The 26,375-nt window shown below is 60.9% G+C and carries 23 protein-coding genes; 11 read left to right on the top strand and 12 right to left on the bottom strand.

Annotated elements, in window-relative coordinates:
- The first annotated feature begins 26 nt into the window (after nt 1-26).
- The 5 genes from QMK47_RS00820 to QMK47_RS00800 all read left to right on the top strand — a co-directional run bounded on the left by QMK47_RS00820 (nt 27) and on the right by QMK47_RS00800 (nt 5,971).
- Entirely contained in the window at nt 27-452 is a 426-nt protein-coding gene (locus tag QMK47_RS00820; RefSeq protein ID WP_003207087.1) for a F0F1 ATP synthase subunit epsilon, read from the top strand.
- 115 nt (nt 453-567) lie between these two features.
- On the top strand, nt 568-1,935 hold the full coding sequence (glmU, locus tag QMK47_RS00815; protein ID WP_214511123.1) for a bifunctional UDP-N-acetylglucosamine diphosphorylase/glucosamine-1-phosphate N-acetyltransferase GlmU: 1,368 nt from the start codon (nt 568-570) through the stop codon (nt 1,933-1,935).
- A 211-nt stretch (nt 1,936-2,146) separates the two neighbouring features.
- The gene (locus QMK47_RS00810; protein WP_060739917.1) at nt 2,147-2,923 is read left to right on the top strand and encodes a DeoR/GlpR family DNA-binding transcription regulator; all 777 of its coding nucleotides are present in this window, start codon (nt 2,147-2,149) and stop codon (nt 2,921-2,923) included.
- Between the two features lies 1 nt (nt 2,924).
- Complete coding sequence (gene glmS / locus QMK47_RS00805; RefSeq protein ID WP_214511122.1) at nt 2,925-4,757, top strand: glutamine--fructose-6-phosphate transaminase (isomerizing); 1,833 nt, start codon at nt 2,925-2,927, stop codon at nt 4,755-4,757.
- Nucleotides 4,758-5,185: 428 nt separating this feature from the next.
- The gene (locus QMK47_RS00800) at nt 5,186-5,971 is read left to right on the top strand and encodes a hypothetical protein (RefSeq protein WP_320389665.1); all 786 of its coding nucleotides are present in this window, start codon (nt 5,186-5,188) and stop codon (nt 5,969-5,971) included.
- A 76-nt stretch (nt 5,972-6,047) separates the two neighbouring features.
- Here QMK47_RS00800 and QMK47_RS00795 read toward each other — a convergent pair whose 3' ends face one another.
- Both QMK47_RS00795 and QMK47_RS00790 read right to left on the bottom strand, forming a co-directional pair.
- Nucleotides 6,048-6,755 carry an NUDIX hydrolase gene (locus QMK47_RS00795; RefSeq protein ID WP_320389664.1) on the bottom strand — a complete coding sequence of 236 codons (708 nt, stop codon included), beginning with the start codon at nt 6,753-6,755 and terminating at the stop codon, nt 6,048-6,050.
- A complete protein-coding gene (locus QMK47_RS00790) occupies nt 6,745-7,302 on the bottom strand; it encodes an adenylyltransferase/cytidyltransferase family protein (RefSeq protein ID WP_320389663.1) in 558 nt (185 codons plus the stop codon). Before QMK47_RS00790 ends, QMK47_RS00795 begins: the two co-directional genes overlap by 11 nt.
- Nucleotides 7,303-7,484: 182 nt before the next feature.
- Between QMK47_RS00790 and QMK47_RS00785 the strand changes: the two genes are divergently transcribed.
- From QMK47_RS00785 to nadE, 3 genes are read left to right on the top strand one after another with little or no spacing between them, the layout of a single operon-like run.
- Complete coding sequence (locus tag QMK47_RS00785; RefSeq protein WP_320389662.1) at nt 7,485-8,132, top strand: nicotinamidase; 648 nt, start codon at nt 7,485-7,487, stop codon at nt 8,130-8,132.
- 9 nt (nt 8,133-8,141) lie between these two features.
- Nucleotides 8,142-9,371 (top strand): nicotinate phosphoribosyltransferase, encoded by a 1,230-nt coding sequence (gene pncB, locus QMK47_RS00780; RefSeq protein WP_214511118.1) that lies wholly within the window; start codon nt 8,142-8,144, stop codon nt 9,369-9,371.
- 1 nt (nt 9,372) lies between these two features.
- A complete protein-coding gene (gene nadE, locus QMK47_RS00775) occupies nt 9,373-10,212 on the top strand; it encodes an ammonia-dependent NAD(+) synthetase (protein ID WP_253470559.1) in 840 nt (279 codons plus the stop codon).
- Between the two features lie 3 nt (nt 10,213-10,215).
- Here the strand turns inward: nadE and QMK47_RS00770 are convergent, their stop codons facing one another.
- Complete coding sequence (locus QMK47_RS00770; RefSeq protein ID WP_320389661.1) at nt 10,216-12,105, bottom strand: methyl-accepting chemotaxis protein; 1,890 nt, start codon at nt 12,103-12,105, stop codon at nt 10,216-10,218.
- A 192-nt stretch (nt 12,106-12,297) separates the two neighbouring features.
- Here QMK47_RS00770 and nudK point away from each other — a divergent pair, with 192 nt between their 5' ends.
- Entirely contained in the window at nt 12,298-12,894 is a 597-nt protein-coding gene (gene nudK, locus QMK47_RS00765) for a GDP-mannose pyrophosphatase NudK (RefSeq protein WP_253470554.1), read from the top strand.
- A 13-nt stretch (nt 12,895-12,907) separates the two neighbouring features.
- Here nudK and QMK47_RS00760 read toward each other — a convergent pair whose 3' ends face one another.
- Nucleotides 12,908-15,121: an LTA synthase family protein gene (locus QMK47_RS00760; RefSeq protein ID WP_320389660.1), complete on the bottom strand. Its 2,214-nt coding sequence runs from the start codon at nt 15,119-15,121 to the stop codon at nt 12,908-12,910.
- A 332-nt stretch (nt 15,122-15,453) separates the two neighbouring features.
- On the opposite strand from QMK47_RS00760, the gene QMK47_RS00755 reads away from it, so the two are divergent.
- Both QMK47_RS00755 and QMK47_RS00750 read left to right on the top strand, forming a co-directional pair.
- The gene (locus QMK47_RS00755; protein ID WP_253470550.1) at nt 15,454-16,356 is read left to right on the top strand and encodes a LysR family transcriptional regulator; all 903 of its coding nucleotides are present in this window, start codon (nt 15,454-15,456) and stop codon (nt 16,354-16,356) included.
- 125 nt (nt 16,357-16,481) lie between these two features.
- Nucleotides 16,482-17,108, top strand: a complete 627-nt coding sequence (locus QMK47_RS00750) for a glutathione S-transferase family protein (RefSeq protein WP_253470548.1) — start codon at nt 16,482-16,484, stop codon at nt 17,106-17,108.
- Nucleotides 17,109-17,277: 169 nt separating this feature from the next.
- On the opposite strand, the gene QMK47_RS00745 is transcribed toward QMK47_RS00750, so the two are convergent.
- The 8 genes from QMK47_RS00745 to QMK47_RS00710 are packed head-to-tail and all read right to left on the bottom strand — an operon-like array spanning nt 17,278 to nt 26,281.
- A complete protein-coding gene (locus QMK47_RS00745; RefSeq protein ID WP_320389659.1) occupies nt 17,278-18,408 on the bottom strand; it encodes a glycosyltransferase family 4 protein in 1,131 nt (376 codons plus the stop codon).
- The gene (locus QMK47_RS00740) at nt 18,409-19,539 is read right to left on the bottom strand and encodes a glycosyltransferase family 1 protein (protein ID WP_320389658.1); all 1,131 of its coding nucleotides are present in this window, start codon (nt 19,537-19,539) and stop codon (nt 18,409-18,411) included.
- Nucleotides 19,530-20,897 (bottom strand): glycosyltransferase family 4 protein, encoded by a 1,368-nt coding sequence (locus QMK47_RS00735; RefSeq protein WP_258690082.1) that lies wholly within the window; start codon nt 20,895-20,897, stop codon nt 19,530-19,532. The genes QMK47_RS00740 and QMK47_RS00735 overlap by 10 nt, the downstream gene beginning before the upstream one ends.
- A complete protein-coding gene (locus QMK47_RS00730; protein WP_258690081.1) occupies nt 20,894-22,159 on the bottom strand; it encodes an ABC transporter ATP-binding protein in 1,266 nt (421 codons plus the stop codon). Before QMK47_RS00730 ends, QMK47_RS00735 begins: the two co-directional genes overlap by 4 nt.
- Nucleotides 22,159-22,956, bottom strand: coding sequence for an ABC transporter permease (locus QMK47_RS00725; protein WP_253470537.1), 798 nt, complete (start codon nt 22,954-22,956; stop codon nt 22,159-22,161). The genes QMK47_RS00730 and QMK47_RS00725 overlap by 1 nt, the downstream gene beginning before the upstream one ends.
- Entirely contained in the window at nt 22,956-24,398 is a 1,443-nt protein-coding gene (locus QMK47_RS00720) for a mannose-1-phosphate guanylyltransferase/mannose-6-phosphate isomerase (protein WP_253470535.1), read from the bottom strand. The genes QMK47_RS00725 and QMK47_RS00720 overlap by 1 nt, the downstream gene beginning before the upstream one ends.
- Nucleotides 24,399-24,401: 3 nt before the next feature.
- Nucleotides 24,402-25,370 carry a GDP-mannose 4,6-dehydratase gene (gmd, locus tag QMK47_RS00715; RefSeq protein ID WP_253470533.1) on the bottom strand — a complete coding sequence of 323 codons (969 nt, stop codon included), beginning with the start codon at nt 25,368-25,370 and terminating at the stop codon, nt 24,402-24,404.
- Nucleotides 25,367-26,281 carry a GDP-mannose 4,6-dehydratase gene (locus tag QMK47_RS00710; protein WP_253470531.1) on the bottom strand — a complete coding sequence of 305 codons (915 nt, stop codon included), beginning with the start codon at nt 26,279-26,281 and terminating at the stop codon, nt 25,367-25,369. Before QMK47_RS00710 ends, gmd begins: the two co-directional genes overlap by 4 nt.
- Between the last annotated feature and the right edge of the window lie 94 nt (nt 26,282-26,375).

The raw sequence follows: 26,375 nt of genomic DNA, 5'->3' as shown, positions 1-26,375 counted from the left end.
GCGCTAATTTAGGTTGAGGCAATCAGATGGCTATGACAGTCCATTGCGATATCGTCAGTGCGGAAGGGGAAATCTTCTCCGGTCTGGTCGAGATGGTGATTGCGCATGGTGAGCTGGGTGATCTTGGTATCGCTCTGGGTCACGCACCGCTGATCACTAATCTGAAACCGGGTCCGATCCGCTTGATCAAGCAGGGCGGGGAAGCCGAGGTGTATTACATCTCCGGTGGTTTCCTCGAGGTTCAGCCGAACATGGTCAAGGTCCTTGCCGACACTGTGCAACGTGCTGCCGACCTGGACGAAGCCTCCGCTCAGGAAGCCGTCAAGGCTGCCGAGAAGGCCCTGCACGAGCGAGGCGCGGAGTTCGATTACGGTTCTGCTGCTGCACGTCTGGCCGAGGCCGCAGCCCAGCTGCGCACCGTCCAGCAGATCCGCAAGAAGTTCGGCGGCTAAGCCGTCTGCTTTCTGTGCGATTGATTAAAAAGGGTAGCCTCGGCTACCCTTTTTTCTTTTCCCGACACTCATCATCTGGTCGCAGCCGCTGACCACCCAGGATTGGTAGCCAGTCATGTCTCTCGAAATCGTTATCCTCGCGGCCGGTCAAGGCACCCGCATGCGTTCGGCGCTGCCCAAGGTCTTGCACCCTGTAGCCGGCAATTCCATGCTCGGCCATGTTATCCACAGCGCCCGGCAACTTGATCCACAGCGCATTCACGTGGTGATCGGCCACGGTGCCGATGCAGTGCGCGAACGCCTGGCCGCCGATGACCTGAATTTCGTCCTGCAGGACAAACAACTGGGCACCGGCCATGCGGTGGCCCAGGCTGTGCCGTTCATCACGGCGGATACGGTGCTGATTCTCTACGGCGATGTGCCGCTGATCGAAGTCGACACCTTGCAACGCCTGCTCAAGCATGTCGCGCCACAACAGTTGGGCCTGTTGACCGTCGAGCTGGACGACCCCAGCGGTTATGGCCGCATCGTGCGTAACGTCGACGGCCAGGTGACCGCCATCGTCGAGCAGAAGGACGCCAACGAAGCCCAGCGCGCGATCACTGAAGGCAACACCGGGATTCTGGCCGTACCGGCTGAGCGCCTGGGTGACTGGATGAGTCGTCTGTCGAACAACAACGCCCAGGGCGAGTACTACCTGACCGACGTGATCGCCATGGCGGTCAGCGACGGGCTGGTGGTCGCCACCGAGCAGCCGCTGGACGCCATGGAAGTGCAGGGCGCCAATGATCGCCGGCAATTGGCCGAACTGGAGCGCCACTATCAATTGCGCGCCGCCCGCCGCTTGATGGCCCAAGGCGTGACCCTGCGCGATCCGGCCCGTTTCGACGTGCGCGGTGAAGTCAGCGTGGGTCGCGATGTGGTCATCGATATCAACGTCATCCTCGAAGGCAAGGTTGTCATCGAAGACGACGTGGTCATCGGCCCGAACTGCGTGATCAAGGACAGCACCCTGCGCAAAGGCGTGGTGATCAAGGCCAACAGCCATCTCGACGGTGCGGTCATGGGGGAGGGCAGCGATGCTGGCCCGTTTGCCCGCCTGCGCCCAGGCTCTGTGCTGGAAGCCCGTGCCCATGTGGGTAACTTTGTTGAACTGAAGAATGCTCACCTGGGCGAAGGCGCCAAGGCCGGGCACCTGACCTACCTCGGTGACGCTGAAGTCGGCGCCCGCACCAACATCGGTGCTGGGACCATCACCTGCAACTACGATGGCGCCAACAAGTGGAAAACCGTGTTGGGCGAAGATGTGTTCATCGGCTCGAACAACTCCTTGGTAGCACCTGTGGATATCTCCAGCGGTGCGACCACGGCAGCCGGTTCGACCCTTACCCAGAATGTGGATAAAGGCCAATTGGCAGTCGGACGCGCCCGCCAACGCAATATCGACGGCTGGAAGCGGCCGGAGAAAATCAAGAAGCCCTAAAGTTATCCACAACCCCCCCTGTGGGAGCGAGCTTGCTCGCGATAGCGGTATATCAGGTAAAGCAGCATTGCCTGACCCGGCCCCTTCGCGAGCAAGCTCGCTCCCACAGTGATTTAGGGACTTTCTGAATTTTTCTTCTGCTGTCTTGACGATATCGCTTCAATAGGTTTTGATTGCTTACGTTATCTTTCGAATCGAAACTTATACCGCCATGTCGAAACGCAACACACCACAACGCCGTCACAACATCCTTGCCTTGCTCCAGGAGCAGGGTGAGGTCAGTGTGGATGAGTTGGCCAAGCGCTTCGAAACCTCGGAAGTTACGATTCGCAAGGATCTCGCCGCCCTGGAAACCAACGGCCTGCTGCTGCGTCGCTACGGTGGCGCGGTCCCGATGCCGCAGGAGTTGGTGGCCGATAACGGGCAAACCGTCTCCAAGTACAAACTGGCCATTGCCCGGGCCGCCGTGAAGCGGATCCGCGAGCACGCGCGCATCATCATCGACAGCGGCAGCACCACGGCGGCCATGATTCCGCAACTCGGCCAACAGCCGGGCCTGGTGGTGATGACCAATTCCCTGCACGTCGCCAACGCCTTGAGCGAACTGGAGCACGAGCCGGTGCTGTTGATGACCGGCGGTACCTGGGATCCTCACTCCGAGTCGTTCCAGGGCCAGGTGGCCGAGCAGGTCCTGCGTTCCTATGACTTCGACCAGCTGTTCATCGGCGCCGACGGCATCGATCTGGTTCGAGGTACCACCACCTTCAACGAACTGCTGGGCTTGAGCCGTGTGATGGCTGAGGTTGCCCGGGAAGTGATCGTAATGGTGGAGGCCGACAAGATCGGCCGCAAGATCCCTAACCTGGAACTGCCGTGGAGCAGCGTCCATACCCTCATTACCGATGATCGCCTGCCCGTAGAGGCCCGCGATCAGATTCAGGCCCGCGGCATCACCGTGATCTGCGCGCCTGTCAGCCAGGAGAAATAGCATGTGTGGAATTGTCGGCGCCGTTGCTGAACGCAACATCACAGCAATCTTGCTCGAAGGCCTCAAGCGCCTGGAATACCGCGGTTATGACAGCGCCGGTGTGGCGGTGTTTACCAACGACGAGAAGCTCGAACGCATGCGTCGTCCGGGCAAGGTCAGCGAGCTTGCGCAGGCGCTGGAAGCCGAACCGCTGCTCGGTCGCCTGGGCATCGCCCACACGCGTTGGGCCACCCATGGCGCGCCGTGCGAGCGTAACGCTCACCCGCATTTTTCCGGCGACCTGGCGGTGGTGCACAACGGCATCATCGAAAACCACGAAGCCCTGCGTGAACAGCTCAAGGCGCTCGGCTATGTGTTCACCTCGGACACCGACACCGAAGTCATCGCCCATCTGCTCAACCACAAGCTCAAGGACCTGGTGGACCTGACCGTCGCCCTCAAGGCCACCGTCAAGGAACTGCACGGTGCCTATGGCCTGGCGGTCATCAGCGCGAAACAACCTGATCGCCTGGTGGCGGCCCGCAGCGGCAGCCCATTGGTTATCGGCCTGGGCCTGGGGGAAAACTTCCTGGCGTCCGATCAGTTGGCGCTGCGCCAGGTCACCGACCGCTTCATGTACCTGGAAGAAGGCGATATCGCCGAAATTCGCCGCGACAGCGTGCAGATCTGGGACCTCGACGGCAAAGACGTGGTACGTGAAACCGTCCAGTACCGCGACGGTGCCGAAGCCGCCGACAAGGGCGAGTTCCGCCACTTCATGCTCAAGGAAATCCACGAACAACCGGCCGTGGTCCAACGCACCCTGGAAGGCCGCATGAGCCAGAGCCAGGTGCTGGTCCAGGCGTTCGGTCCACAGGCGGCCGAGTTGTTCGCCAAGGTCCGCAACGTACAGATCGTGGCCTGCGGCACCAGTTATCACGCCGGCATGGTCGCCCGTTACTGGCTGGAAGAACTGGCCGGTATTCCGTGCCAGGTCGAAGTGGCCAGCGAGTTCCGCTATCGCAAAGTGGTGGTGCAACCCGATTCGCTGTTCGTCACCATCTCCCAGTCTGGCGAAACCGCCGACACCCTGGCCGCCCTGCGCAACGCCAAGGAACTGGGTTTCCTCGCCAGCCTGGCGATCTGCAACGTCGGCATCAGCTCGCTGGTGCGCGAATCCGACCTGACCCTGCTGACCCAGGCCGGCCGCGAAATCGGCGTGGCGTCGACCAAGGCGTTTACCACGCAGCTGGTGGGCCTGCTGTTGCTGACCCTGTCCCTGGGCCAGGTGCGCGGTACCCTGGGCAAAGGGGTCGAGGCAACATTGGTCGAAGAGCTGCGCCGCCTGCCGGCCCGCCTGGGCGAAGCCCTGGCCATGGACGGTACTGTGGAAAAAATCGCCGAACTGTTCGCCGAGAAGAACCACACCCTGTTCCTGGGCCGTGGCGCGCAATTCCCGGTGGCGATGGAAGGGGCCTTGAAGCTCAAGGAAATCTCCTACATCCACGCCGAGGCCTACCCGGCTGGCGAGCTCAAGCACGGCCCGCTCGCGCTTGTGGATAACGACATGCCGGTGGTCACCGTCGCGCCGAACAACGAGCTGCTGGAAAAGCTCAAGTCCAACCTGCAGGAAGTGCGCGCCCGTGGCGGCCAGTTGATTGTCTTTGCTGACGAAAAGGCTGGCATGACCAATGGCGAAGGCACCCACGTGGTGCACATGCCGCACATCCACGACATCCTGTCGCCGATCCTCTACACCATCCCGCTGCAGCTGCTGTCGTACTACGTCGCTGTGCTCAAGGGTACCGATGTGGACCAGCCGCGTAACCTGGCAAAATCGGTAACGGTTGAGTAAGGACGTCGCGCGTAGGAACAGCCTCCCAGCTCGACGGTTTGTGGCTAGCTTCCTGGCCAAACTAACCCCCTGAATCCAGGGGGTTTTTTATGGGCGCAGCTAAACGCTCTGGCGATTTGGATCAGCGCGCGCGCTGGACCCGGCGGGGCAGATGAATCCTGGCAAGGTCTTTACTGCGGGCTGGAGTGACTGAAGGGATTTCTCGATTATTCCCGCAATTATGAAAAAATACTTTCATATGATGATCTGACCGACATTCACCGAGAGCTGGAAAGCGCTAGAAAACAACAGCATTCATTGCAACTGGTGGCCGATGGCTGGCAGCGTTACGAGGCCTTGCAAGAGCAATTACATGAATGAAGTAACAGCGCTGCAAGTGTCAACAGCTTTAGAATCATAAAAGACTGGCGCTGGGCAGGGATATCGACTTGACCACCGCGCTCGCGGCGCTTTCGGATGAGTCGAAGAAGATCATCGTCCTGATGATCGACGAAGCTCAACATGCGATCACCACGGATGAAGGCGTTGCGGCGCTTTTCGCACTGAAAGCGGCAAGGGACGAGCTAAACAGTTCGAAGCACCACGGTCTTCGCATCGTCTGCACCGGATCTAACCGGGACAAGCTCGCCATGCTCCGCAATAGTAAGGACCAAGCTTTCTTTGGGGCCTCCATGGTTCAATTTCCAACCCTGGATCAGAATTTCATAAACTGGTTCTGCGCGAATATCGATCTCGGCTATCCGCTCGATCCCTCTAATGTGTTCGAGTTGTTCAAGGAGAGTGGTTATCGCCCTGAGTTGCTAGGGGCCGCCGCCGATGAGATCAGGTTCGATTTTGCGCTGGATCCTGCAACCATCCCCGAGCGATTCGCAACGTTGGTTCGGGCGCAAGCTGACGAGCTCAACGCAAACCTCAAGAAAGTTATTCATAGCCTGACCCCTATCCAGTCCGCCGTTATCCGCGTCATGAGTGCCAAAGGCGATAACTATGCGCCCTTCGAGGCACCCACCATGGAGCTCTATGCGAAAGCGATGGAGCAGGCCGGTATCGCAGAGCACGATATAAAGGTCGAAGTGCCGGGTGTTCAGCAAGCGCTCATCGCCCTTCAAGAAAAGAAGCTGGTCTGGAAAGCCTCTCGTGGTGTCTACGCGGTTGACGAGCATGTCATCGTGGACTTGCTGGGCGAAGCCGGATTGCTCGAAGGACTCTCCTAAGCTGTTCTTTGATCTAGCAGAGACCCCATGGCCTTTGATATCGGGGCCAGGAAGGTGTGCTGGCCGTACGCACAAATCACTCCAGAAAACACCGATCAAAAAGATAAACGCTGTCCGGTTTGAGATTCTCCACCGTGCGTTGTGGGCGGCCGCCGTCGCCGCTTTTTTTGCGACCGGTTTCCTGCAAATAACCCGCCTCGGTCATCTTCAGCAAACGCTGGCGCATGCTGGTCTTGAGCACCGGGCGATCGAGCGCCACGGAGAAAATGTCCACCGCTTCCGGCGCGCTGAATTCCGGGCCCAGGAACATCAGCGGCAGGCTGCTATAGAGGGCCTTGGACAGCAATCGCTCCTGGACCGCAGCCACCAGGCTGTTGTGGTCGAAAGGGAGTTTGATCGAGGCGTCAGCGACGTCCTTGAGGGGAAAAAATCCCTGGTGTTCGGCGAGCTGGACCGCCTCGCTGACAATCGCCAGGTAGAACGTCGAGGACGACCAGCAGCGCGGATCGCGGAACGCGTCGCCGACGGTGCCGACCTGTTCGATCCAGGCCAGCGGCATGCCCACCTTGTTTGAATTGCGCAGGCGCTCCACGGCGTCGTTCAGCGTGAGATCTTCGACGTCACCATTGACCACGATCCCGGGCAGCGCCCAATGGCCGGCGAACGGCTCGGCTTCCCGTCGGTTCAGGAGGATTTCCAGTGCGTGGGTTTCCCGGCAGAAGCGCAGCACACAGAGGTCGATGGTGTGCAGATAACCGCGCGCGGGGGCTGTGCTAGTGGGCATGTCGATTTCCGTGGGGAGCGTAAAGACCATAGTTTAACGGGTTCATGCCGGGTGCTATCCAGTCGCTGGGAAGCGGCTTGCCCAAGGCCAGTCGTTCGCGAACCACCGTGCTGCGCACGTGGATCTTTTCCTCCACGCAAAGGATGGAAAAACGCTCCAGCAATTCCTGGCCGCGGTAGAAGGTCGGCAGCCGATCCGCAACATCCTGGCCCACCACCAACGCAATCCGCTTGCCGTCCAGGGCCAGGCTGTCGGCGAGGTGGGCGAGCAGGGTGTAGCTGTAGATTGCGCCTTCAACGCCACGGGCCACGACCTGTTCCGCCCGGCTTGCACGCACTTCGGCGCAGCACAGTGGCTGCACCTTTTCGACGATCGATTCCAGCCAGTTCAGGCGAACCTCATAGTCGACCATTTGCTTGCCGTAGGGATGCCGCAAGCTGGGGACCACCAGCACGCGTCTGGCCAGGCGTGAGGCCTCGATCATCACCTGGGCGTGACCGGCGTGCGGGGGATTGAAGGCGCCGCCATAAAGGGCAATCTCGAACATGGCACATCCTCTTTTGGTACATGACATGTACTCTATCAGCAAAATCTTTTTAGTGAAAACCTGCTTTGTGTTGATTCATAGCCACTAATTAAAGAGTAATCATCAAAAATATTCTCTGCGAGTGGCTTGTTATGAAAGTACATCTTATGTACTCTCGTGACCATGAAGAGGAGAAACCCAGCATGAACAGCCTGACCCGGAAAACAGCTTCCTTCGATGTCGATGCGCAAAAGAGCTTTACGCCGCTATGCCCCGATGAGCTTCCGGTGCCGGGCGGTGACCAGATTGGCGGTGAGCTGAATTTCATCGCGTCCCTGGCCAGCCTCCGCATCGGCAGCAAGGACGCCCATTCGCCCCTGGCTCCGTGGGTGGTCGCCGATCACGCACAGATGTTCGTGCCGACCGGGCTCGAGCATGCCGACATCACCTGGGTCAGCCACTGCGTTCCCGGCACCGAAGGTTTCGCCCTGCTGGATCAACTGCCGACTCCCTACGACTACGACTATTTCGTCTGGAAGGGCGTCGAGCCGGATTTGCACCCGTACGGCGCCTGCTACCACGACCTGCACGGCAAGCTGTCCACCGGGGTGATCGAGTACCTGAACGGCCTGGGTGTGCAGCAGGTGATTGTTGGCGGGCTGGCGCTGGATTTCTGCGTCAAGACCACCGCTCTGCAACTGGCCGCCGCCGGCTTCAAGGTGATCATTCACCTCCCGGCTTGCCGGGCCATCAGTGAAGAGGGGGCCATTCAAGCCATTCAAGACATGCGGCAAGCGGGCGTCTCGGTTGCCGCGACGCGCGAAGAAACCCTCCAGCTGGCGAACGCATAAGGAAGAGCCATGGACAGTGCATTCGATTCAAACAGCGGCACCATCCAGAGTCTTCTGGATACCGACTACTACACCTTCACCATGATGCAGGCGGTCTTGCACCAGCACCCGAATGTCGAGGTGGAATACCAGTTCATCGTGCGCTCCAAGGAGCGGCTCGGTCACCTGATCCCGGATATTCGTGTGGAGCTGGAGAGGCTCGCGGGGTTGCAGCTGCGCGAAGGGGAGCAGCGGTTTCTGTTCAACAAGCGTTTCCGCGAATACCTGACACCGGACTTCGAACAGTTTCTCGGCCTGTTTCGCTTCAATTTGCGCTACATACACGTTTCGGAAGTCGACGGCCAACTGCACATCCGCGTCCGGGGGCCGATGCTGCACTGCATCATGTTCGAGCAACCGGTATTGGCCATGGTCAGTGAACTGCGCAACCGCGAGAAGTACCCCGAAGTCGAGTTGGCCGACGTCACCCGCAAGCTGTACCAGAAGTTCGAATGGCTGGAGAAAAACGCCAGCCGTGAAGAACTCGCCGAGTTTCGCGTTTCAGACTTCTCCACCCGGCGGCGGCTGTCGTTCAGGGCCCAGCGTGAAGTGGTGAATATCATGCGCAGCGATTTTCCTGGGGTCTTTGTCGGCACCAGTAACGCTCACTTGGCTTACGAGTTCGATCTGCCCCTGATCGGCACCATGGCTCACCAATGGCTGATGGTGCATCAACAACTCGGGCGCTTGCGCGAGAGCCAGAACGCGGCGTTGGAAAACTGGGTGCGCGAGTATCGCGGCCGCCTCGGTATCGCCCTGACGGACTGCATCAGCACCGATTTCTTCCTCAAGGATTTCGACCTGTACTTTGCCAAGCTCTATGACGGCCTGCGCCAGGATTCCGGTGACCCGATCGTCTGGGCCGACAAGGTGCTGGGGCGTTATCAGGAGCTGGGCATCGACCCGCGGACCAAGGACCTGATGTTCTCCGATGGCCTCAATTTCGAAAAATGCCTGCCGATCCTGCGGCATGTTCGCGGCAAGGCCAAATTCGGTTTCGGCATGGGCACCAGCCTGGCCTGCGATGTCGACGGTGTCGAACCACTGAGCATCGTCATGAAGCTGGTGCGGGTCCACGGCGAGCCGGTCGTGAAGTTCTCCGACGACCCGATCAAGAACGTCTGCGAGGATGCCTCGTTTCTGCGGTACGCCGCCCAAGTGTTCAACGTCGCCCTGATCAATCCACAGCTGGGAGCCTGATATGACTTCGCTTGTGCAAGAACGCATTGCCCGGGAACTGGGCATCGATCGTCAACTCACACGGGGTGGCGAAGCCACCGAGATTGCCCGCCGCATCGAATTCATCAAGCAGATCTTGCGCGAGTCCGGTTGCAAGTCCCTGGTCCTGGGGATCAGTGGAGGCGTCGACTCGCTCACCGCCGGCCGCCTATGCCAGTTGGCGGTGGAGCAATTGCGGGAGGCAGACTACGAGGCGCGTTTTATCGCCGTCCGGTTGCCCTATAAGGCTCAGGCAGATGAGCAAGACGCCCAGGCGTCCCTGGACTTCATCCGGCCGGACGTGATCACCACCAGCAACATCGCCGCTTGTGTCGACGGGCTGATGGGCAGTATCGCCATCGACGGCTTGCAGCCTGGCGCCGAGCTCATCGACTTTGCCAAAGGCAACGCCAAGGCCCGGGCACGGATGCTGGCGCAATACGCCATTGCCAATCTGAGCAATGGGTTGGTGGTTGGCACCGATCATGGGGCGGAGGCGGTCATGGGTTTTTTCACCAAGTTCGGCGACGGCGCGTGCGACCTGGCCCCGCTGTCCGGGTTGACGAAGACTCAGGTGAGATTGTTGGCCGATGCGATGGGCGCCCCCGCGTACCTGGTGCGCAAGGCACCGACCGCCGATTTGGAAGACCTGGCACCCGGCAAGCTCGATGAAGTGGCGTATGGCTGCAGCTACGAGCAAATCGATGGGTATCTGATGGGCGAAGCGGTGTCGCCGCAGGCGCGACAGATCATTGAGCGCGCCTACCTCAAGACGGCCCACAAACGAGCACTGCCCCGCGTCCCGCCTACCCGGTCTGAATGACCCTTAGATCTTGAAGGTGTTGACCATTTGTTGCAGGCGGCGTGACTGGTTTTCCAGTTCTGTGCAGGCCTGCAAGGTGGATTGCAAATTGCCGACCATTTCCTGGTTCAGGTCATTGATGTGGCTGATGTCGCGATCCAGATTGTCCACCACTGAGGTTTGTTCTTCGGTGGCGGTGGCTACCGACAGGTTGATCTCGTCGATCTCGCCGATGCCCAGCAGCACACGGTTGAGTCGCTCGCCCGCGAGCCTGGCGGTAGTGACGTTGTCGTCGCTGTGACGCTGGCTTTCGAGCATGGCGCTCACGGCGCTGCCGGCACCTGCTTGCAGTTCCTCGATCATGCTGTGGATTTCCTGAGCGGACTGTTGGGTGCGATGGGCGAGCGTACGGACTTCGTCCGAGACCACAGCAAAACCGCGCCCGGCATCTCCGGCGCGGGCGGCCTCGATGGCAGCGTTAAGGGCCAGCAAGTTGGTCTGGTCGGAGATGCCTTTGATGACGTCGAGAATACGTCCGATTTTCAGCGTTTTCTCATTCAGGCTTTCGATGTCCTGGCGGGTATTGACCACCTGCGACGAGAGTTGCGACATGGCGCTGATACTGCGCTGCACCACCGCCTGGCCTTCTTGGGTCTGATCCCTGGTATCAGAGGCGCGGCTTGAGGCATGAGCGGCGCTGCGGGCGATTTCCTGGGCTGCGGCCCCAAGCTCGTTGATAGCCGTGGCGACGTTATGGGTCAGCGCGGCTTGCGTGTCAGAGCTTTTCAGGGATGCGTTTGACGCCTGGCTGACCTGTGCCGCCAAGTGGGTGAGCTGGACACTGGACGCCAGGACTTCCCGGATCGACTGCTGGATACGTTCGACGAAGCGGTTGAACCCGCCGGCCATCATGCCGAACTCGTCCCGGGACAGGCTGTGCAGGCGCTGGGTCAGGTCGCCTTCGCCATCGGCTATGGATTGCATGGCCGAGCCCATGCTGCGTAGTGGTCGCATCAGGGCATTGATCAACAGGCCGAGCAAACCGACCGTCACCAGCATGGCGATCAATGTGGCGACCAACGCCGAAGTGCGAAACTCGTGGAGTGCGGCGTAGGCCTTGTCTTTATCCACTGAAAGTCCGATGGACCAGTGCAGCGAGGGCAGGCCGTTGATCGGGGTAAACGTGACGATCCGCGTCCGGCCGTTTTCCTGCACTTCATTCAAGGCGCTGTTGATGCTCGGCGGGCCTTCGGGGAACGCTTGGGCGAGAGTCTTGGTCACTCGTGTGTTGTCCGGGTGCACCAGGATCTTGCCGTCGTCGCTGACCAGGAAGGCGTAGCCTATGCCGTTGAGGTCCACGGCATTGATGATTTTCGCGAGTTGCTCCAGGCTCAGGCTCGCACCCAGCACACCCACAGCCTTGCCATCGACCTTGATCGGCGCCGCTTGGGTCATGATCAGGTAATCAATACCAGCACCGATATAGGGTTCGGTCAGCACCGGTTCAAGGCTGCGAGCCGCGTCTTTGTACCAGGCGCGCTGGCGAACATCATACCCGTCGGGCATTACCCGTTCGGGATGGATAAAGAAACGACTGTCTTCAAGGCCGACGTAGCTGGCGATGAAGGTCCTTGTAATGATGTCCTGGGAGAGAATGGCACCGATGGTCTGCGAAGTGGGATTGGCGGCGATGGTTTCGGCGGCACCTTCGATCAACAGGATCCGGCCGGCCAGCCAGCTGTCGAGGTTCGCGCCCAGCAACTGGCCGGTGGCCTGTAGGTTGCGGTGCAGTGCTTCGCGGGTGCTGGCTTGCTGGCGATGGTCGTTGAACAACGAGAAAGACAGGAATACCGCCATCACGATGAGGCAGGCACCCAGAAGAATCTTGTGGCCGAATTTCAGATTGATGCCCATGAGGAATGCTCGTCTGGTTTCTTTTTTATTGATCGAATCCCCGCAGGCTCAGGGCTGGTCGAAGATTTAATGAGCGGGCAGATTTTGTCGAACTAGAAAAAACGATGGGCCATCGTGAGTTTTCTTGTGGGCATGGAAGAGGTGCGAATGGAGTTTTCAAAGGGGACCTCGGGTCCCGAACGGAGTGGGCAAATGACACAGGCAATCGGCATCAAGGATCGCGTACGCATCAAGCACGTCGAAGTCCTCTCGGATGATTGGTACGTGCTGCGCAAGACCACCTACGACTACCTCGGTCGCAACGGCCAATGGCGCGAGCTGACGCGCGAGACCTACGACCGTGGCAACGGTGCCACGATCCTGCTGTACAGCAAGGCCAAGCAGACCGTGGTGTTGACCCGGCAATTCCGCTTCCCGGCCTTCGTCAACGGGCACGACGACTTGTTGATAGAAACCTGCGCTGGCCTGCTGGACAACGACGACCCGCACACCTGCATCCGCAAGGAAACCCAGGAAGAAACCGGCTATATCATCCAGGACGTGCGCAAGGTGTTCGACGCCTTCATGAGCCCGGGCTCGGTGACGGAACGGGTGCATTTTTTCGTCGGCGAGTACTTCGATGAAGACAAGCAGCACGCAGGCGGCGGCCTGGAAGCCGAGGGCGAAGAGATCGAAGTGCTGGAGCTACCCCTCGACCAGGCCTTGGGCATGATCGAGACCGGGGAGATTTGCGACGGCAAGACCATCATGCTGTTGCAGTACGCCAAGCTGCATCGGTTGCTGGATTAGCCGCGTTTTTCGTTCAGCTGGATTGGGCCTCGCTGTCGTCCTGCATATCGTCCAGATATTCCGGCTTGTCGGTCTGGTCCGGCAGTTCGGTCACGACGCTGAAGTCGCTGATCTCGATGGCGCCGACGCCATGACCGAGCAGATGGAAGGAAAACGCCTTGCGCTGCTGCGGGTTGTCGAAACGGAGGTTCATCACCAGCGGCTGGTCGGGTGTCACCGCCACGTCTGTCGGCAGGTCCATCGACACATCCTGTTCGAACTCCTTGGCCTTGAGGGAAATGTAGGCGGCGTGGTCAGCCTCCACGGCGCGGATGGTCAGGCTGACGCGGGTCTGTGAACCCTTGGGCATTTCCAGGTATTGGGCACCGATCAGGTTGTCGGTCCAGTCGTTGGTGACCTGGGCCGGCAGCGGGATTTTATCCGCACTGCCGAATTGATAATGCTGGTTCAAGGGCGTGCGCAACAGGGTCTGGTCCAGGGCCGTGGCCCGGGCGCCGATCAGCCTGGCGCGCTGGCCGCTGTATTGCCCGCCATAGGTGGCGCGGTCGGCGATGAAGCCGTCGCTGGCGTAGTCACGGCAATGCTGGAGGAAGTCGCACTCGGTAAAGGTGCCCTTGCCATCGTGATAGCGAAGCTTGCCGTTGGTGAACGACATGATTTCCCGACCCGTCGGGTAGTCCCTGAACATCGAGCGGCCGGACAATGACGTGGGCACCGCAAAGCCGAAGTAATCGAGGATCGAGGCGGTCAAGTCGACGTGGCCGTAGGTGCCTGACTTGATCCGGGGCAACGGCTCCGGCGCCAGCGTCAGGTTGAACCCCCAGGAGGAGGCCAGTCGCACGTCGTCGATGCCATGGGATTCGTCCGAGGTGATGACCACCAGGGTGTTGTCCAGGATGCCCTGGCGTTCCAGGCCCGCGAGGAAGTTTTCCAGGGCGTCGTCCAGGTAACCCACTGCTGCCTGCTTGGCGGTGTCGTAGCGTTGCAGGTAGTCATCCGGTGCCGAGTAGGGCTGGTGCGTGCCGACGGTCAGCAGGGTCAGCATCCAGGGTTTGTCCGCTTGTTGCAGTTGCCCGACGTAGTCCAGCGCGCCTTCGAAGAAAGTCTTGTCGTCCATGCCCCAAGGGAATTCCAGGTAGGCGGGGCGAGTGAACCACTCCATGCCCAAGGTCGTGTCGAAGCCGATGTGCGGCATGATCCGGTCCTTGGCCATGAACCGCAGGCCCGCGCCCTGCAGGAAATGCGTGGAAAAGCCGTTCTGGCGCAACTGGGCCGGCAGGCAGGCCTGGTTGCGCTGGGTCTGGTTGAGCATTTCGACGCCTTTGGGCGTGCCGTTGTCGAGCTTGTCGTAGTCGCCACACAGCATCGCGTAGAGGCCACGAATGGTCTGGTGGCTGTGCAGGACGTAATCGGGGGTGTTCATGCCGCGCTCGGCCCAGGCACTGAGGTGCGGCATCAGGTTCTCCTGATAGCTGCTTTTCAAGGCCTGGCGGTTGGCGCCCACGTAGGCACCGGGAATGCCCTCCAGGGCGATGACCAGGACGTTGCGCGCACGGCCCGGTTCGGCCAGCAGTCTGTTGCCATCGAGGTCCAGGCGGGTCAGCCCCTCCATCGGCGGGGGCGGGTCCACCGCATCGCCGTCGAGCCATTGTCGGGCCTGGTCCTGCCCGGCGGCGATACTTGCGGTGACGAGTTGGTGAGGCAGGTTGAACACATTCCATTGGTCCGCCTCGCTGGGACGCCAGGCTTGCAGCGCGCCGTGGCCCAACAGGAGCAACACGGGCACGGCCCAGGCGTGGCGCGGCAAGCGTGGCGCCTGGCGTGGGCGGCTGGTCCATTGAGTAACCAGCCAGAACACCAGCGCGGACAACTGGAGCGCGGCCAGCCAGGGATGGGCGAAGCCGCCGCTGGTGGAATTTTCAACGAACTGCGGGTCGGTCAGGTAATGCACGTCCGAAGGATTGGGCATCCGCCCGACCGCGCTGACCAACTCGATGCTGGCCAGCGTCAACGCGCTCCAGGCCAGCAATACCGGGAACGCCAGCCACCCGGGACGGCGATGGAGCAGCACGATCAGCAACCCGCCGATACCCAGGTCCGAGAGATAACCCAGCGGGTCGGACCAGCCCAGGGCGAGACGCAGGCCCATGGGGACGAGTAGTACGCAGCCAATCAGGGCTATGAGGGCGGCGCGCGGATGGGTTGAAGCGCGATAAAGAACGTTCACAAAAGCAGGCCTTTCGGTTGAAACCAATCTACTGAACGGACACGACCCCTGTGGGAGCGAGCTTGCTCGCGATAGCGTCGGATCAGTTGAATTCATATCGACTGACACACCGCCATCGCGAGCAAGCTCGCTCCCACAGAAGGTTCTTCCTTCGGTCATGAAATTGTCATGGGGAGGGATGGTACCAAGGGCAATCGCCCCTGGCCGAGCCAATGTCCCGGTGTCTGGCTGCGCTACGCTGTGGTTCACTGGCCCAGGCCTCTACAATGGCCGCGTAGCGCTGCTTTGAGACGCGCAGAAAACTTGTATCAGGATTTCTCATCGGGGGATGGATGGACAGGTTCCAGGAAATGCAGGTTTTCCTCGCCGTGGCCCAGGAGTCGGGTTTTTCGGCGGCAGCGCGGCGCTTGGGGATGTCGGCGGCCAGCGTCACGCGGGCGGTGGCGGCGTTGGAGCAACGCATCGGCACGCCATTGCTGGTGCGCACCACCCGCAACGTGTACTTGAGCGAAGCCGGCCAGCGCTTTCTCGAGGACTGTCGCCGGATCCTGAGCGATTTGCAGGAAGCCGAGGATTCGGCGGCCGGCAGCCACGTCCAGCCCCGAGGGCAGCTGACGATTACCGCGCCGGTGCTGTTCGGTCAGTTATTCGTCACGCCGCTGCTGGTGGATTACTTGCACCGGTTCCCCGAGGTCTGCATCAACGCCTTGTTGTTGGACCGCACGGTCAGCCTGGTGGAGGAGGGCATCGATGTTGCCCTGCGCATTGGCGAGTTGCCGGACAGCAACCTGCACGCCGTGCGAGTCGGTGAAGTGCGGCGGGTGGTGTGCGGCGCCCCTGGTTTCTTCGCGCGCCACGGGCGGCCCCGGCATCCGGAGGATTTGGAGCGAATGCCCGTGGTGGCATCATCGGCCATTGGCCAGGTCAAAAGCTGGACCTTCCTCGATTCAGGCCAACCGTTGGCCGTCCGGCCCGTGCCTCGGCTGGTGGTGACGGCCAACCAGGCCGCGATCACGGCGGCCTGCCAGGGGTTGGGGATGACGCGGGTCCTGTCTTACCAAGTGGCAGGCAACGTGGCGGCCGGGGAACTGGAAATCGTCCTGGCCGATTTCGAATTGCCGCCTCTGCCGATCCATGTGGTGTACCAGGGCGGGCGAAATGCGCCGGCGCGGGTCCGCAGTTTTGTCGATTTCGTCGTCGGTGCACTGCGCGAACATCCGGCCTTGAGCGGTTGAAGCATTGTTTCGCTGGCTGAAACAATGGATTGCATTTCTGGGTGATTCTCTTGGTTCTGCCTGGAGCGGAAGATGACCCCATCGACGCCGTTGTGCTGATGGCGTCACTTGCAGCGGAGTCGACCATGAACCCTATCAAGCACTATCATTTCCCGCTTTCCGGCCATTCCCATCGCGTTCAACTAATGCTTTCGTTGCTCGGGCTACCCGTCGAAGAAGTCTTCGTCGACTTGGCCAAGGGCGCGCACAAACAGGCGGACTTCCTGGCGCTCAATGCGTTTGGCCAGGTGCCGGTCATTGACGATGGCGGCGTGGTGCTGGCGGACTCCAACGCGATCCTGGTGTACCTGGCGCACAAATATGGCAAGGGCCGCTGGCTGCCGACCGATCCGATCGGCGCCGCCCGGGTGCAGCGCTGGTTGTCGGCGGCGGCTGGGCCGATCCATGCGGGCCCGGCCACGGCGCGACTGATCACGGTGTTTGGCGCGGCCTACAACGCTGAGGACGTGATTGCCCGTTCCCACAACGTGCTGAAAGTCATTGATCAGGAATTGAGCAACCGTGCTTATCTGGCGGGTGACGCTGCGACCGTCGCGGACATCGCCGGCTACAGCTACATCGCCCACGCACCGGAAGGCAATGTGTCGTTGGAGGACTATGCCAATGTGCGGGCCTGGCTGGCGCGGATCGAAGCCTTGCCCGGGTTCGTGGGCATGCCGCGTACGGCTGTCGGGTTGCAAAAGCACGCCTGAAACGGAGCTCGGTGGCGAGGGGATTTATCTTCACTGTGGGAGCAAGGCTGGCCCGCGATGAAGGCACTGCGGTCTTTCAGAGATCGAGGCGCCTGTTTCGCGAGCAAGCTTTGCTCCCACATGGCAGAGATAGGTCCCTTACCACAGCAATTGCATCGTTCCAGTAGACCTAGGCGTAGGAAAGCGCCTTTTCCTCCAGCAGTTCCTCGTATAGCCGCACCCACTTGCGGCCCATCTCTTCAGACGTGAACAACTGTCGGTAGCGAGCTTCGGCCCTGGCGCCCATGGCCTGGGCTTGTGCCGGGTTTTCCCACAGGGTGCGCATCGCCTCGCGAAAAGCTTCGGGATTGCTCGGTGGCACCACCAGGCCGGTTTCTTCGTGGACATTGATGTAGCTGGTGCCGGTGCCGATTTCGCTGGAGATCATCGGCTTGCCGAACATCGCGCCTTCGAGCAGCGAGATGCCAAAGGCTTCGGAGCGCAAGTGCGAAGGGAACACGATGGCATAACTCAATTCCAGCAGCGCGACCTTGTCCTCGTCCCCCAGGCGTCCGAGGAAATGCAGGTTGCGCAGGCCCAGTGCCGCCGCCTGGGCATGCAGTTGTTTTTCCAGCGGGCCGGCACCCACGATGACCACGGGGTAATCCACGCCTTTGAGGGCGTCGAGCAGAATGTGCAGGCCTTTGTAGTAACGCATCACCCCCACGAACAAAAAGAAACGCTCGCCCAGTTTTGCCTTCCACCCCGCCATGCGCTCGGCGTCAGGCTGTGGATAACTGGTCTTGTTCAGGCCGTAGGTGATGATCCGGGTCTTGGCGGGGTATTCCTTGAGCACATCGCTGGTATGAACATAGTTCGGCGACGCCGCGACGATACGCTCGGCGCCGTCGAGAAAGCGCCGCATCAAGGGGCGATAGAGCTTGAGCAGGTGCCGCTGGCGAACGATGTCCGAATGGTAGGTCACGACGTAGGGTTTTTTCACGGAGGTGCAAAAATGCACCAGGTCCATGAACGGCCAGGGGAAGTGGTAGTTGATCACGTCCGCTTCGGCGGCCAGCTCACGGAATTTCTTGAACACGCTGTAGGAGAAGCCGGTGGACGCCAGTTGGAAGTCCATTCGCGCCTGATGAACGACATGCTGTCGGATCTTGATCGGTGCGGGCGCCGGCTGCCTGCTCAGGGCCAGCACGGTGTTATCGATACCCAACCGGTCAGTGCTGTCGCACAGCTGGAAGATGACCTGTTCGATGCCCCCCATGGAGTCTGGCAAATAGGTTTTGTAAAAGTGCAGGACTCGCATTCAACCTCCCAAGACCTGGCGATACGCTTGGGCGGTGACCTTCGCACAGCGTTCCCAGGAAAAAAGCGCCGCTTGTTGCAGCCCCGCTTCGCGACACGCTTGCCAGTGCTGGGGATCTTCCATCAACCGGCCCATGGCTTCGCGCATGCCTTGCGGATCGTCCGGCTCGCAGTAATTGCCGGCTGGCCCCGCCACCTCGGGCATCGCCGAGCAGCTGGTGGTAATTACCGGTGTGCCACTGGCCATGGCTTCAAGCACCGGCAGGCCAAAGCCTTCGTAATAAGACGGGAAAATCAGCGCCCGTGCCCCCGCCAATAGCTGGGCGACCTGTTCGTCAGGCAGGTAACCCGCCAGACAAACATGACCGCCAGCCAGGGCGCCTTTCAACTCATCATTGAGCTGTGCCTGTTGCCATCCGCTCATTCCTACGATGAACAAAGGAAAGGTCTGACGTACGGATTCAGGAAGCCCGGCATGGGCGCGCAGGGCCAGTGACAGGTTCTTGCGTGGCTCCAGGGTGCCGACACATAGAAAGTAACGGCCGGGCTCCAGGCCATGGGCCTTGAGTACGGCGTCGATGGCTGCGGGTTCGCGCGGATGGAAACGCGCCGCCACCCCCAGCGGCGCGACCCGCAGGCGCTCGGCGGGGAGGCCGAAATGCTGTTGGACCTCATCGGCGATGAACTGCGAGTCGGTCAGAATCAGTTGCGCCAGCTCCACCGCACGGTCGAGCCGTCGCTCGATTTCCTTCAGGCGTGCCGGTGGTTGCGTTTCTGGGTAGCGCAGGTGCGTGAGGTCATGGAGGGTGATCACCGTCGGCCCCTCGAAGGCCAGCGGCCAAAGGCTGGGTTCGTGATACAGGTCGATGGCCTTTGAACGGCCTTGATCGAAGCGTTTCTGCTCCAGCCAGCGCCGCGCCTGATAGGCTCCCGGAACCCGCCGAAGCCAGGGGCTTAGCTTTGAATAGCCAGGCGCGGCCGTTTGCGGCAATTGCGAACTCCAACCCCAGCCATGAAACAGCGACAACTGCACGTCCGGCTCCCGGGCCAGGGCAGTGGCCAGCTCCGCTACGTAATGGCCGATGCCAGTGCGAGGGGCCTGGAGGATGCGCGCGTTGAGGGCTATCCGCATGCTGTTTCCCGGTCGACGATGACTTCGTTAACGTGGCCCTCGATCCGCTCCACCAATTGCGCACTGGCCTGGCGCCAGCTCAGCCATTGCCAGTGATCCAGGTTGCGCTTGGCCGGGAATACCCCGGTGTGCTCCATGTCGGTGACCAGGTCCGCCAGGCTTTGGGGTTCGTCGAGATCGAAATAGGCCATGAAATCACCGCCGATTTCCCGAAACACTTCAATGTCGCTGCCCATTGCCGGCAAGCCGCGCTGCATGGCTTCCACCAGCGGCAGGCCGAAACCTTCCACATAGGACGGGAACACCAGCGCAGTGGCGTTTCGATAGGCGTGTTCCAGGCTTTGATCCGCGAGGTTGTTGAACATGAACAGGCGGCTATCGAGTTGCGGATGACGTCGGATACGTTCGATCAACGCCTCGCATTTCCAGCCGATCTTCCCGACGATGCACAGCCGCGCTTGGGAGCCGGCGGCCCAGGCCCGCTCGAATGCGTCGAGCAGGTAAGCGTGGTTTTTGCGCGGCTCGATGGTGCTGACCATCAGGAACACCGGCTCGGGGCGCTTGAACAGCCGCAGCAAATTCGGATCGACAGCCTGGGTGGGATCAATCTGGTCCAGTTCGCTGCCCAGGTAGAAATAGTCGAACCAGCGTTCTCGTACCTGCTGCTCGCCAATGCGCCGAACCATTTCCTGGCGAAGCTGGTCCCGGATGGTGGTGGAGATGGCGATGTAGCCGTCGGCGGTGCGGGCAATCCAATCGAACCAGCGGTTGAACACCTTGACCAGCCCGGCGTCGCAGAATTGTGGATGGGTCAGGGGAATCAGGTCGTAGACCACTGAGATAATCCCGACGCCGTCACGCTTGAGTTGTTCAGCCAAAGGGAAGAAATCCGCATGCCAGGAGGAGTCCAGCAACACCAATTGGTCACCGGCGCGGTGTTCCAGCGGCATGATGCGCGGCGCAACCTGTCGGCGTCTGAGAAGCAGGTTGAGCAGACGAATCGGGATACTCAGACAGCCAAAGACAAACAGCCGACAGCCGATGTACAAGAGGCGGCGAGCCCAGGCCGACTGGCTGAAAGGGCGCCGCGATTCCAGCGTCCGGTGCCTGAGCCAGAACAGATTGGCCGCTTGCTCCAGCCGTGCGCGCAAGCTGACCAGGTCCCATGCTTTCTCGGGTGGTGGAACCAGGCTTTTAACCTCGTAGAGCTTGCCTCGCAGCATCGCCACGGGAATGTATTCGCGCTCCAGGTCCTCGGTCGGCAGCTCGTGGATGACATTGCGCACGACCCTCTGAATCCCGGAGTTTGCCTTTGGGTTTTCATAGACATAGGTGCACTCCACCAGTAGACGGGTCATTGCAACTCCTTTTGCGGCAGCACGTCGAGGGTTGGCTGGCTCGAACGCCGGATGCAGGTCTCGGCCTGGAGCCAGGAACAGCCGACGAAATCTTCCTGGCGATTATTGATCACGTGAAACACCAACCCGTAGTCGCGCCATTCGAAATTACGGTCCAGGTGCGAGTCCAGCCGCGACAGGCTGAGCGCAACGGAGTAATTGCCCTTGCCCAGGCGCATGTCGAAGCTGAAGCGGAAGGTGATCTGTTCGCCGGCCTTGAGGTCGGTCACGGCTTTGTCCTGGCGATGAGTGTTGATGCCGTACATGGGCTGGCCAAGACGGTCCTTGATCAGGAAGCCCAGCACCAGCCGCTCGATGTCCTGGCGGATTTCAACCCGCACTTGCAACACCATCGGCTGGCCGATCTCGGCCACTTCCACCGGCTGTTCCTGACTGTTGAGCAGTTGTACATCGATGATGCCGGCTTCGCCGGTGCCGGAAATCGTGCGCACCTGGCCGTTGGCGAGCATTTCCTGGCGGACCACCTGGCCTTCGCGCTGGGCCAGCATCGCATTGTAATAGTCCATCACTTCTTCGGGCTTGCCGCGCATGGCCATGCGTCCGTGTTCCAGCAGGATGGCGGTGTCGCAGATCGACTGGATCGCCGAGCGATCATGGGACACGATCAGCAGCGTGGTGCCGGCCTTGCGGAAGCTGCGGATGCGCTCGAAGCTCTTGTGTTGGAAGTAGGCGTCGCCCACCGACAGCGCTTCGTCGACGATCAGGATGTCCGGGCGCCGGGCGGTGGCGACGCTGAAGGCCAGGCGCATCTGCATGCCGCTGGAATAGGTACGTACCGGCTGGTCGATGGCCTCGCCGATTTCGGCGAACCCTTCGATCTCGGGCATCAAGGCTTCGATTTCCTCCACCTGCATGCCCAGCAACTGACCGGCCATGAACGCGTTCTGGCGACCGGTGAAGTCCGGATGAAAGCCCATGCCCAATTCCAGCAGCGCGGCGACACGACCTTGCAACTGGATGTGGCCGCAGGTGGGTTGGGTGGTACCGGTGATCATCTTGAGCAATGTGCTTTTGCCGGCACCGTTGACCCCGACGATGCCGACGGCTTCCCCGGGCTGGATCTCGAAATCCACTCCTTGCAGGATCCAATGCAACTGATGACGCTGGCGAGAAAAGGGGATCAACCATTCGAACAGCCGGCTCCAGCGGTTCGGATACTGTTTGTAGGCCTTGCCCAGGCCACTGACGCGCAAATGTCCCATCAGAGTTCGTCCACCATTTCACCGCCGCGCCGACGAAACATGCGCAAGCCCAAGGTGCATAACAGCAGGCCGACCACCAGCAACGGCACCAGCGAGCTCCAGACCGGCCATTGGTTGTAGAGAAACAGGTTCTGGTAGCTCTGCATCAGGGCGGTCATGGGATTGAAGGCGAGCAGTTGCTGGATCGGCGGCGGCAGGATCGTCATCGGGTAAACGATCGGTGTGAGCCAGAACCAGAATTGCAGGCAAATGCCGAACAACTGCCCGACATCACGGAAAAACACATTGAGGATCCCCAGCAGCATGCCCAACCCGGCGGCGAACATCACTTGCAGGGCCAGCAGCGGCACCAATGCCAGCAAGGTAATGCCCGGCCAGCGCCCGGTGATCAACAGGAAACCGAGGAACAGCCCGAGGATGATCGCGAAGTTGATCCCGGCGTTGAACAGCACGATCACCGGCAGGCAGATCCGGGGGAAGCTGATCTTCTTCAGCAGGTTGGCGTTTTCCAGGAACATGCCCTGGCTGCGGGTGGTGATTTCCGCGAACAACCCCCAGGTCAGCAGCCCGGCGCAGAGATAGACGCTGTAGGCCATGCCGTCTTCCACCCCGGGCAGGCGGGCACGCATGATGTGGGAAAAAATTACCGTGTAGACGAGGATCATCGACAGCGGGTTGAGCACCGTCCAAAGCGCGCCGAACAACGAGTTGCGATACCGCGCCTGGAACTCGCGCTTGACGCTGCCAAGGACGAAGCCGCGGTAGCTCCACAGTGTGCGTTGCAAGGCCAGCAGCATCAGACGGCCCTGCCATAGTGATCTTCGAAGCGGACGATGTCGTCTTCCCCCAGGTATTCGCCGCTTTGCACTTCGATAATCACCAGATCGATCACGCCGGGATTCTCCAGGCGGTGCTTGTGGCCGGCGGGGATAAAGGTCGATTCGTTCTTGGCGACCAGGTGCGAACCCGAGCCGTTGTTGGTGACCTTGGCCATGCCTTCGACCACCACCCAGTGTTCGTTGCGATGATGGTGCATTTGCAGCGACAGCGAAGCGCCAGGCTTGACCACGATACGCTTGATCTTGAAGCGTGGACCCTCTTCGAGCACGGTATAACTGCCCCATGGGCGGCTGACCGTACGGTGCAGGCGATAGGCTTCGTGATCCTTGTCCTTGAGTTGCCGGGCGACGCGACGAACATCCTGGGCGCGGTCGGCATGGGCCACCAGTACGGCATCGGCGGTGTCGATAATGATCAGGTTTTCCACGCCCAGGGCGGCCACCAGGCGGCCGTCGCTCTGGACGAAGTTGTTCTGGCTGTCGATAAACAGGGCCTCGCCGGTGGCGCGGTTGTTTTGCCCGTCGGCGGGCACCAGGCCGGCGACGGCGGTCCAGGAGCCGATATCGCTCCAGTCGAATGCCGCGGGAATCACCACGACATTGGCGGAGCGCTCCATCAGGGCATAGTCGATGGAGATGTCTGGCATTTCGGCGAAATGTGCCGCGGACAGTTCCTGCTGCACACACCCTGAAGTTTCCACCGCCGTACTGGCCGTGACACAGGCGCGTGCCTGTTCCAGCAGCTCGGGGGCGTGGGCTTGCAGCTCCGCCAGCAGGGTCTTGACCGAGAAGCAGAACATCCCCGAATTCCACAGGAAGCGGCCGCTTTCCAGATATTGCGTGGCGGTCTGCAGGTCGGGTTTTTCGACGAAGCGCACAACCTTGGCCGCACCCTTGGTATCCAGGGGCTTGCCCCGTTCGATATAGCCGAAGCCGGTTTCCGGCGCCGAGGGCAATACGCCGAAGGTCACCAGGTGGCCGTTTTTGGCCAGTTCCACGGCGTGCGCCACGGAGGCCTGGAAGGCGGCCTCGTCCTGGATCAGGTGGTCGGCAGGCATGACCACCAGGATCGCGTCGTCACCGTGCAGGGCCTGCACCGCGAGCGCGGCGCTAGCAATGGCCGGCGCGGTGTTGCGGCCCGTCGGTTCGAGCACGAAGTGACCGCGATGACGCTCCAGGTGGGCGCTTTGATAGTGGTCGCGGCTCTGGAAGTAGTACTCGCGATTGGTGACGGTGACGATATCGCCCCGGCCGTCGAACAACCCCGCGGCACGCCGATAGGTCTTGCCCAGCAGCGACTGGCCATCGGGCAAGAGCATGAAGGGCTTGGGGTGGTCTTCGCGGGACACCGGCCACAACCTCGTCCCGGCTCCGCCGGAGAGAATCACGGGAATGAGCATGGCCTACTCCTTGGCGACGCGTTTCATGTCCGCATCCATCATCATGCGGATCAGGGTGTCGAGGTCGGTCCTGGGCTTCCAGCCCAGGACGCGTTGTGCCTTGGCCGGGTTGCCGAGTAGCACTTCGACTTCGGCCGGGCGGAAAAACGCCGGGTCGATCTTGACGAAGTCACGGTAGTCCAGGCCCACGTGTTCGAAGGCAATCCTGCACATCTCGCGCACAGTGGTGGTGACGCCGGTAGCCACTACGTAATCGTCGGGGGTGTCCTGTTGCAACATCAGCCACATGGCCTCGACGTAATCGCCGGCAAAGCCCCAGTCGCGCTTGGTGTCGATATTGCCCAGGCGCAACTCCTGCTGCTTGCCCTGCTTGATGCGCGCAGCGGCATCGGTGACCTTGCGGGTGACGAACTCGATGCCACGCAGCGGTGATTCGTGGTTGAACAGGATGCCGCTGTTGGCATGCAGGCCGAAGCTTTCCCGGTAGTTGACGGTGATCCAGTGGCCGTACAGTTTCGCCACGCCATAGGGGCTGCGTGGGTAAAACGGGGTGTGCTCGTCCTGCTGCTCGGCCTGGATCAGGCCGAACATTTCGCTGGTGGAGGCCTGGTAGAAGCGCGTATGCATGCTGAACTGGCGAATGGCTTCGAGCAGGTGGGTGACCCCCAGCCCATCGACGATGCCGGTGGTCACCGGCTGGTCCCAGGAGGCCGCGACGAAACTTTGCGCGGCCAGGTTGTACACCTCGTCCGGCGCCGACTTGATCACGGCCCGTTGCACCGAGCAGGCATCGGCCATGTCACCGTCCAGGTAAACGATGTCCTGTTCGATGCCCATCTCTCGCAGCCGCCAGCGCGAGTCGCTGCTTCGTCGCGCCACCAGGCCGTGGACCTTGTAACCCTTGTCGAGCAGCAACTTGGCCAGATACGCGCCGTCTTGACCGGTGATCCCTGTGATCAATGCACTTTTCATTCTTGTTGTACCCGTATCTCCCAGTCGGACAGGATCGCCCGCAAGGATTGTTGTGTTGTTGTTTCAGGCGTCCATCCGGTGGCCTGTCGTAGCTTGGCTGGGCTACCACAGACGCGACGCTGTTCTGCGCGGCGAAGGCGCGCAGGGTCCTGGATCAGTTGCACGTCGACCTGGGCGATATCGCCCAGTTGTTCGATCAGGCTGCGAATGCTCTGCTCGCGGCCCGAGCAGATGTTGTAGACCTGTCCCGGGGCACCGTTGTCCAGCAGGGCCAGGTAGGCCGAAATCACATCGCCGACATCGAGGAAGTCGCGGGTCACGTCGATATCGCCCACTTGCAGCCGAGCCGGTTGCAGGCCCAGCTTGATCCGGCTGATTTGCCGGGCGGCGCTGGCAATGACGAAGCTGTCCTTCTGCCCGGGACCGACGTGATTGAACGGGCGGGCCACCAGCACCGGCCAGCCTTCGCTCATGCCCCATTGCAGGCTCAGCAGTTCGGCCGACAGCTTGCTCACCGCATACGGGTTGCGCGGGGAGGGCAGTTGCAGTTCGGTAATCGGCAGGTGGTCTTCGCTGACCTGGCCATAGACATCACCGGAGCTGACATACAGGAATGTCCCGGTGAAACCCCGGGCCTTGAGGGCCTGGAGCAGGTTCAAGGTGCCCAGCAGGTTGATGTGCAGGGTGCGTGCCGGATCGCGGAAGGCTTCGGGGACAAAGGTCTGGCCCGCCAGGTGGATCACGGCGTCGGGAATCTCGGGCCAGAGGCCTTCCAGGGTCTTGGCATCCATCAGGTCGTAGCGGGCAGCGACAGGCATCACCTGCCACGCCGAATCATGACCGTTCAGTCGAGATTTGAGGTGACGTCCAACGAAACCGCTGAGGCCCGTAACGAACAGACGTTTTTTCAAGCACCAGCCCCCTTTGACGGTTGCTTCGTCTAGTGCGAACCGAGTGGGAAATTTCCGTAAGATCGGGGAAAAATCACGCAACGATCAGCTTGGA

It is taken from the genome of Pseudomonas sp. P9_35 (assembly GCF_034008205.1).
Taxonomy (GTDB): Bacteria; Pseudomonadota; Gammaproteobacteria; order Pseudomonadales; family Pseudomonadaceae; genus Aquipseudomonas; species Aquipseudomonas kilonensis.
The sequence above is the reverse complement of the archived record's forward strand: the minus strand, read 5'-3'. Positions and strand labels throughout refer to the sequence as shown.

Excerpts from the sequence above, each read along its gene's own strand:
- QMK47_RS00820 (WP_003207087.1), top strand. The coding sequence starts at position 27 with ATGGCTATGACAGTCCATTGCGATATCGTCAGTGCGGAAGGGGAAATC.
- glmU (WP_214511123.1), top strand. The coding sequence starts at position 568 with ATGTCTCTCGAAATCGTTATCCTCGCGGCCGGTCAAGGCACCCGCATG.
- QMK47_RS00810 (WP_060739917.1), top strand. The coding sequence starts at position 2,147 with ATGTCGAAACGCAACACACCACAACGCCGTCACAACATCCTTGCCTTG.
- glmS (WP_214511122.1), top strand. The coding sequence starts at position 2,925 with ATGTGTGGAATTGTCGGCGCCGTTGCTGAACGCAACATCACAGCAATC.
- QMK47_RS00795 (WP_320389664.1), bottom strand. The coding sequence starts at position 6,755 with ATGCCCACTAGCACAGCCCCCGCGCGCGGTTATCTGCACACCATCGAC.
- QMK47_RS00790 (WP_320389663.1), bottom strand. The coding sequence starts at position 7,302 with ATGTTCGAGATTGCCCTTTATGGCGGCGCCTTCAATCCCCCGCACGCC.
- QMK47_RS00785 (WP_320389662.1), top strand. The coding sequence starts at position 7,485 with ATGAACAGCCTGACCCGGAAAACAGCTTCCTTCGATGTCGATGCGCAA.
- pncB (WP_214511118.1), top strand. The coding sequence starts at position 8,142 with ATGGACAGTGCATTCGATTCAAACAGCGGCACCATCCAGAGTCTTCTG.
- nadE (WP_253470559.1), top strand. The coding sequence starts at position 9,373 with ATGACTTCGCTTGTGCAAGAACGCATTGCCCGGGAACTGGGCATCGAT.
- QMK47_RS00770 (WP_320389661.1), bottom strand. The coding sequence starts at position 12,105 with ATGGGCATCAATCTGAAATTCGGCCACAAGATTCTTCTGGGTGCCTGC.
- nudK (WP_253470554.1), top strand. The coding sequence starts at position 12,298 with ATGACACAGGCAATCGGCATCAAGGATCGCGTACGCATCAAGCACGTC.
- QMK47_RS00755 (WP_253470550.1), top strand. The coding sequence starts at position 15,454 with ATGGACAGGTTCCAGGAAATGCAGGTTTTCCTCGCCGTGGCCCAGGAG.
- QMK47_RS00750 (WP_253470548.1), top strand. The coding sequence starts at position 16,482 with ATGAACCCTATCAAGCACTATCATTTCCCGCTTTCCGGCCATTCCCAT.
- QMK47_RS00745 (WP_320389659.1), bottom strand. The coding sequence starts at position 18,408 with ATGCGAGTCCTGCACTTTTACAAAACCTATTTGCCAGACTCCATGGGG.
- QMK47_RS00740 (WP_320389658.1), bottom strand. The coding sequence starts at position 19,539 with ATGCGGATAGCCCTCAACGCGCGCATCCTCCAGGCCCCTCGCACTGGC.
- QMK47_RS00735 (WP_258690082.1), bottom strand. The coding sequence starts at position 20,897 with ATGACCCGTCTACTGGTGGAGTGCACCTATGTCTATGAAAACCCAAAG.
- QMK47_RS00730 (WP_258690081.1), bottom strand. The coding sequence starts at position 22,159 with ATGGGACATTTGCGCGTCAGTGGCCTGGGCAAGGCCTACAAACAGTAT.
- QMK47_RS00725 (WP_253470537.1), bottom strand. The coding sequence starts at position 22,956 with ATGCTGCTGGCCTTGCAACGCACACTGTGGAGCTACCGCGGCTTCGTC.
- QMK47_RS00720 (WP_253470535.1), bottom strand. The coding sequence starts at position 24,398 with ATGCTCATTCCCGTGATTCTCTCCGGCGGAGCCGGGACGAGGTTGTGG.
- gmd (WP_253470533.1), bottom strand. The coding sequence starts at position 25,370 with ATGAAAAGTGCATTGATCACAGGGATCACCGGTCAAGACGGCGCGTAT.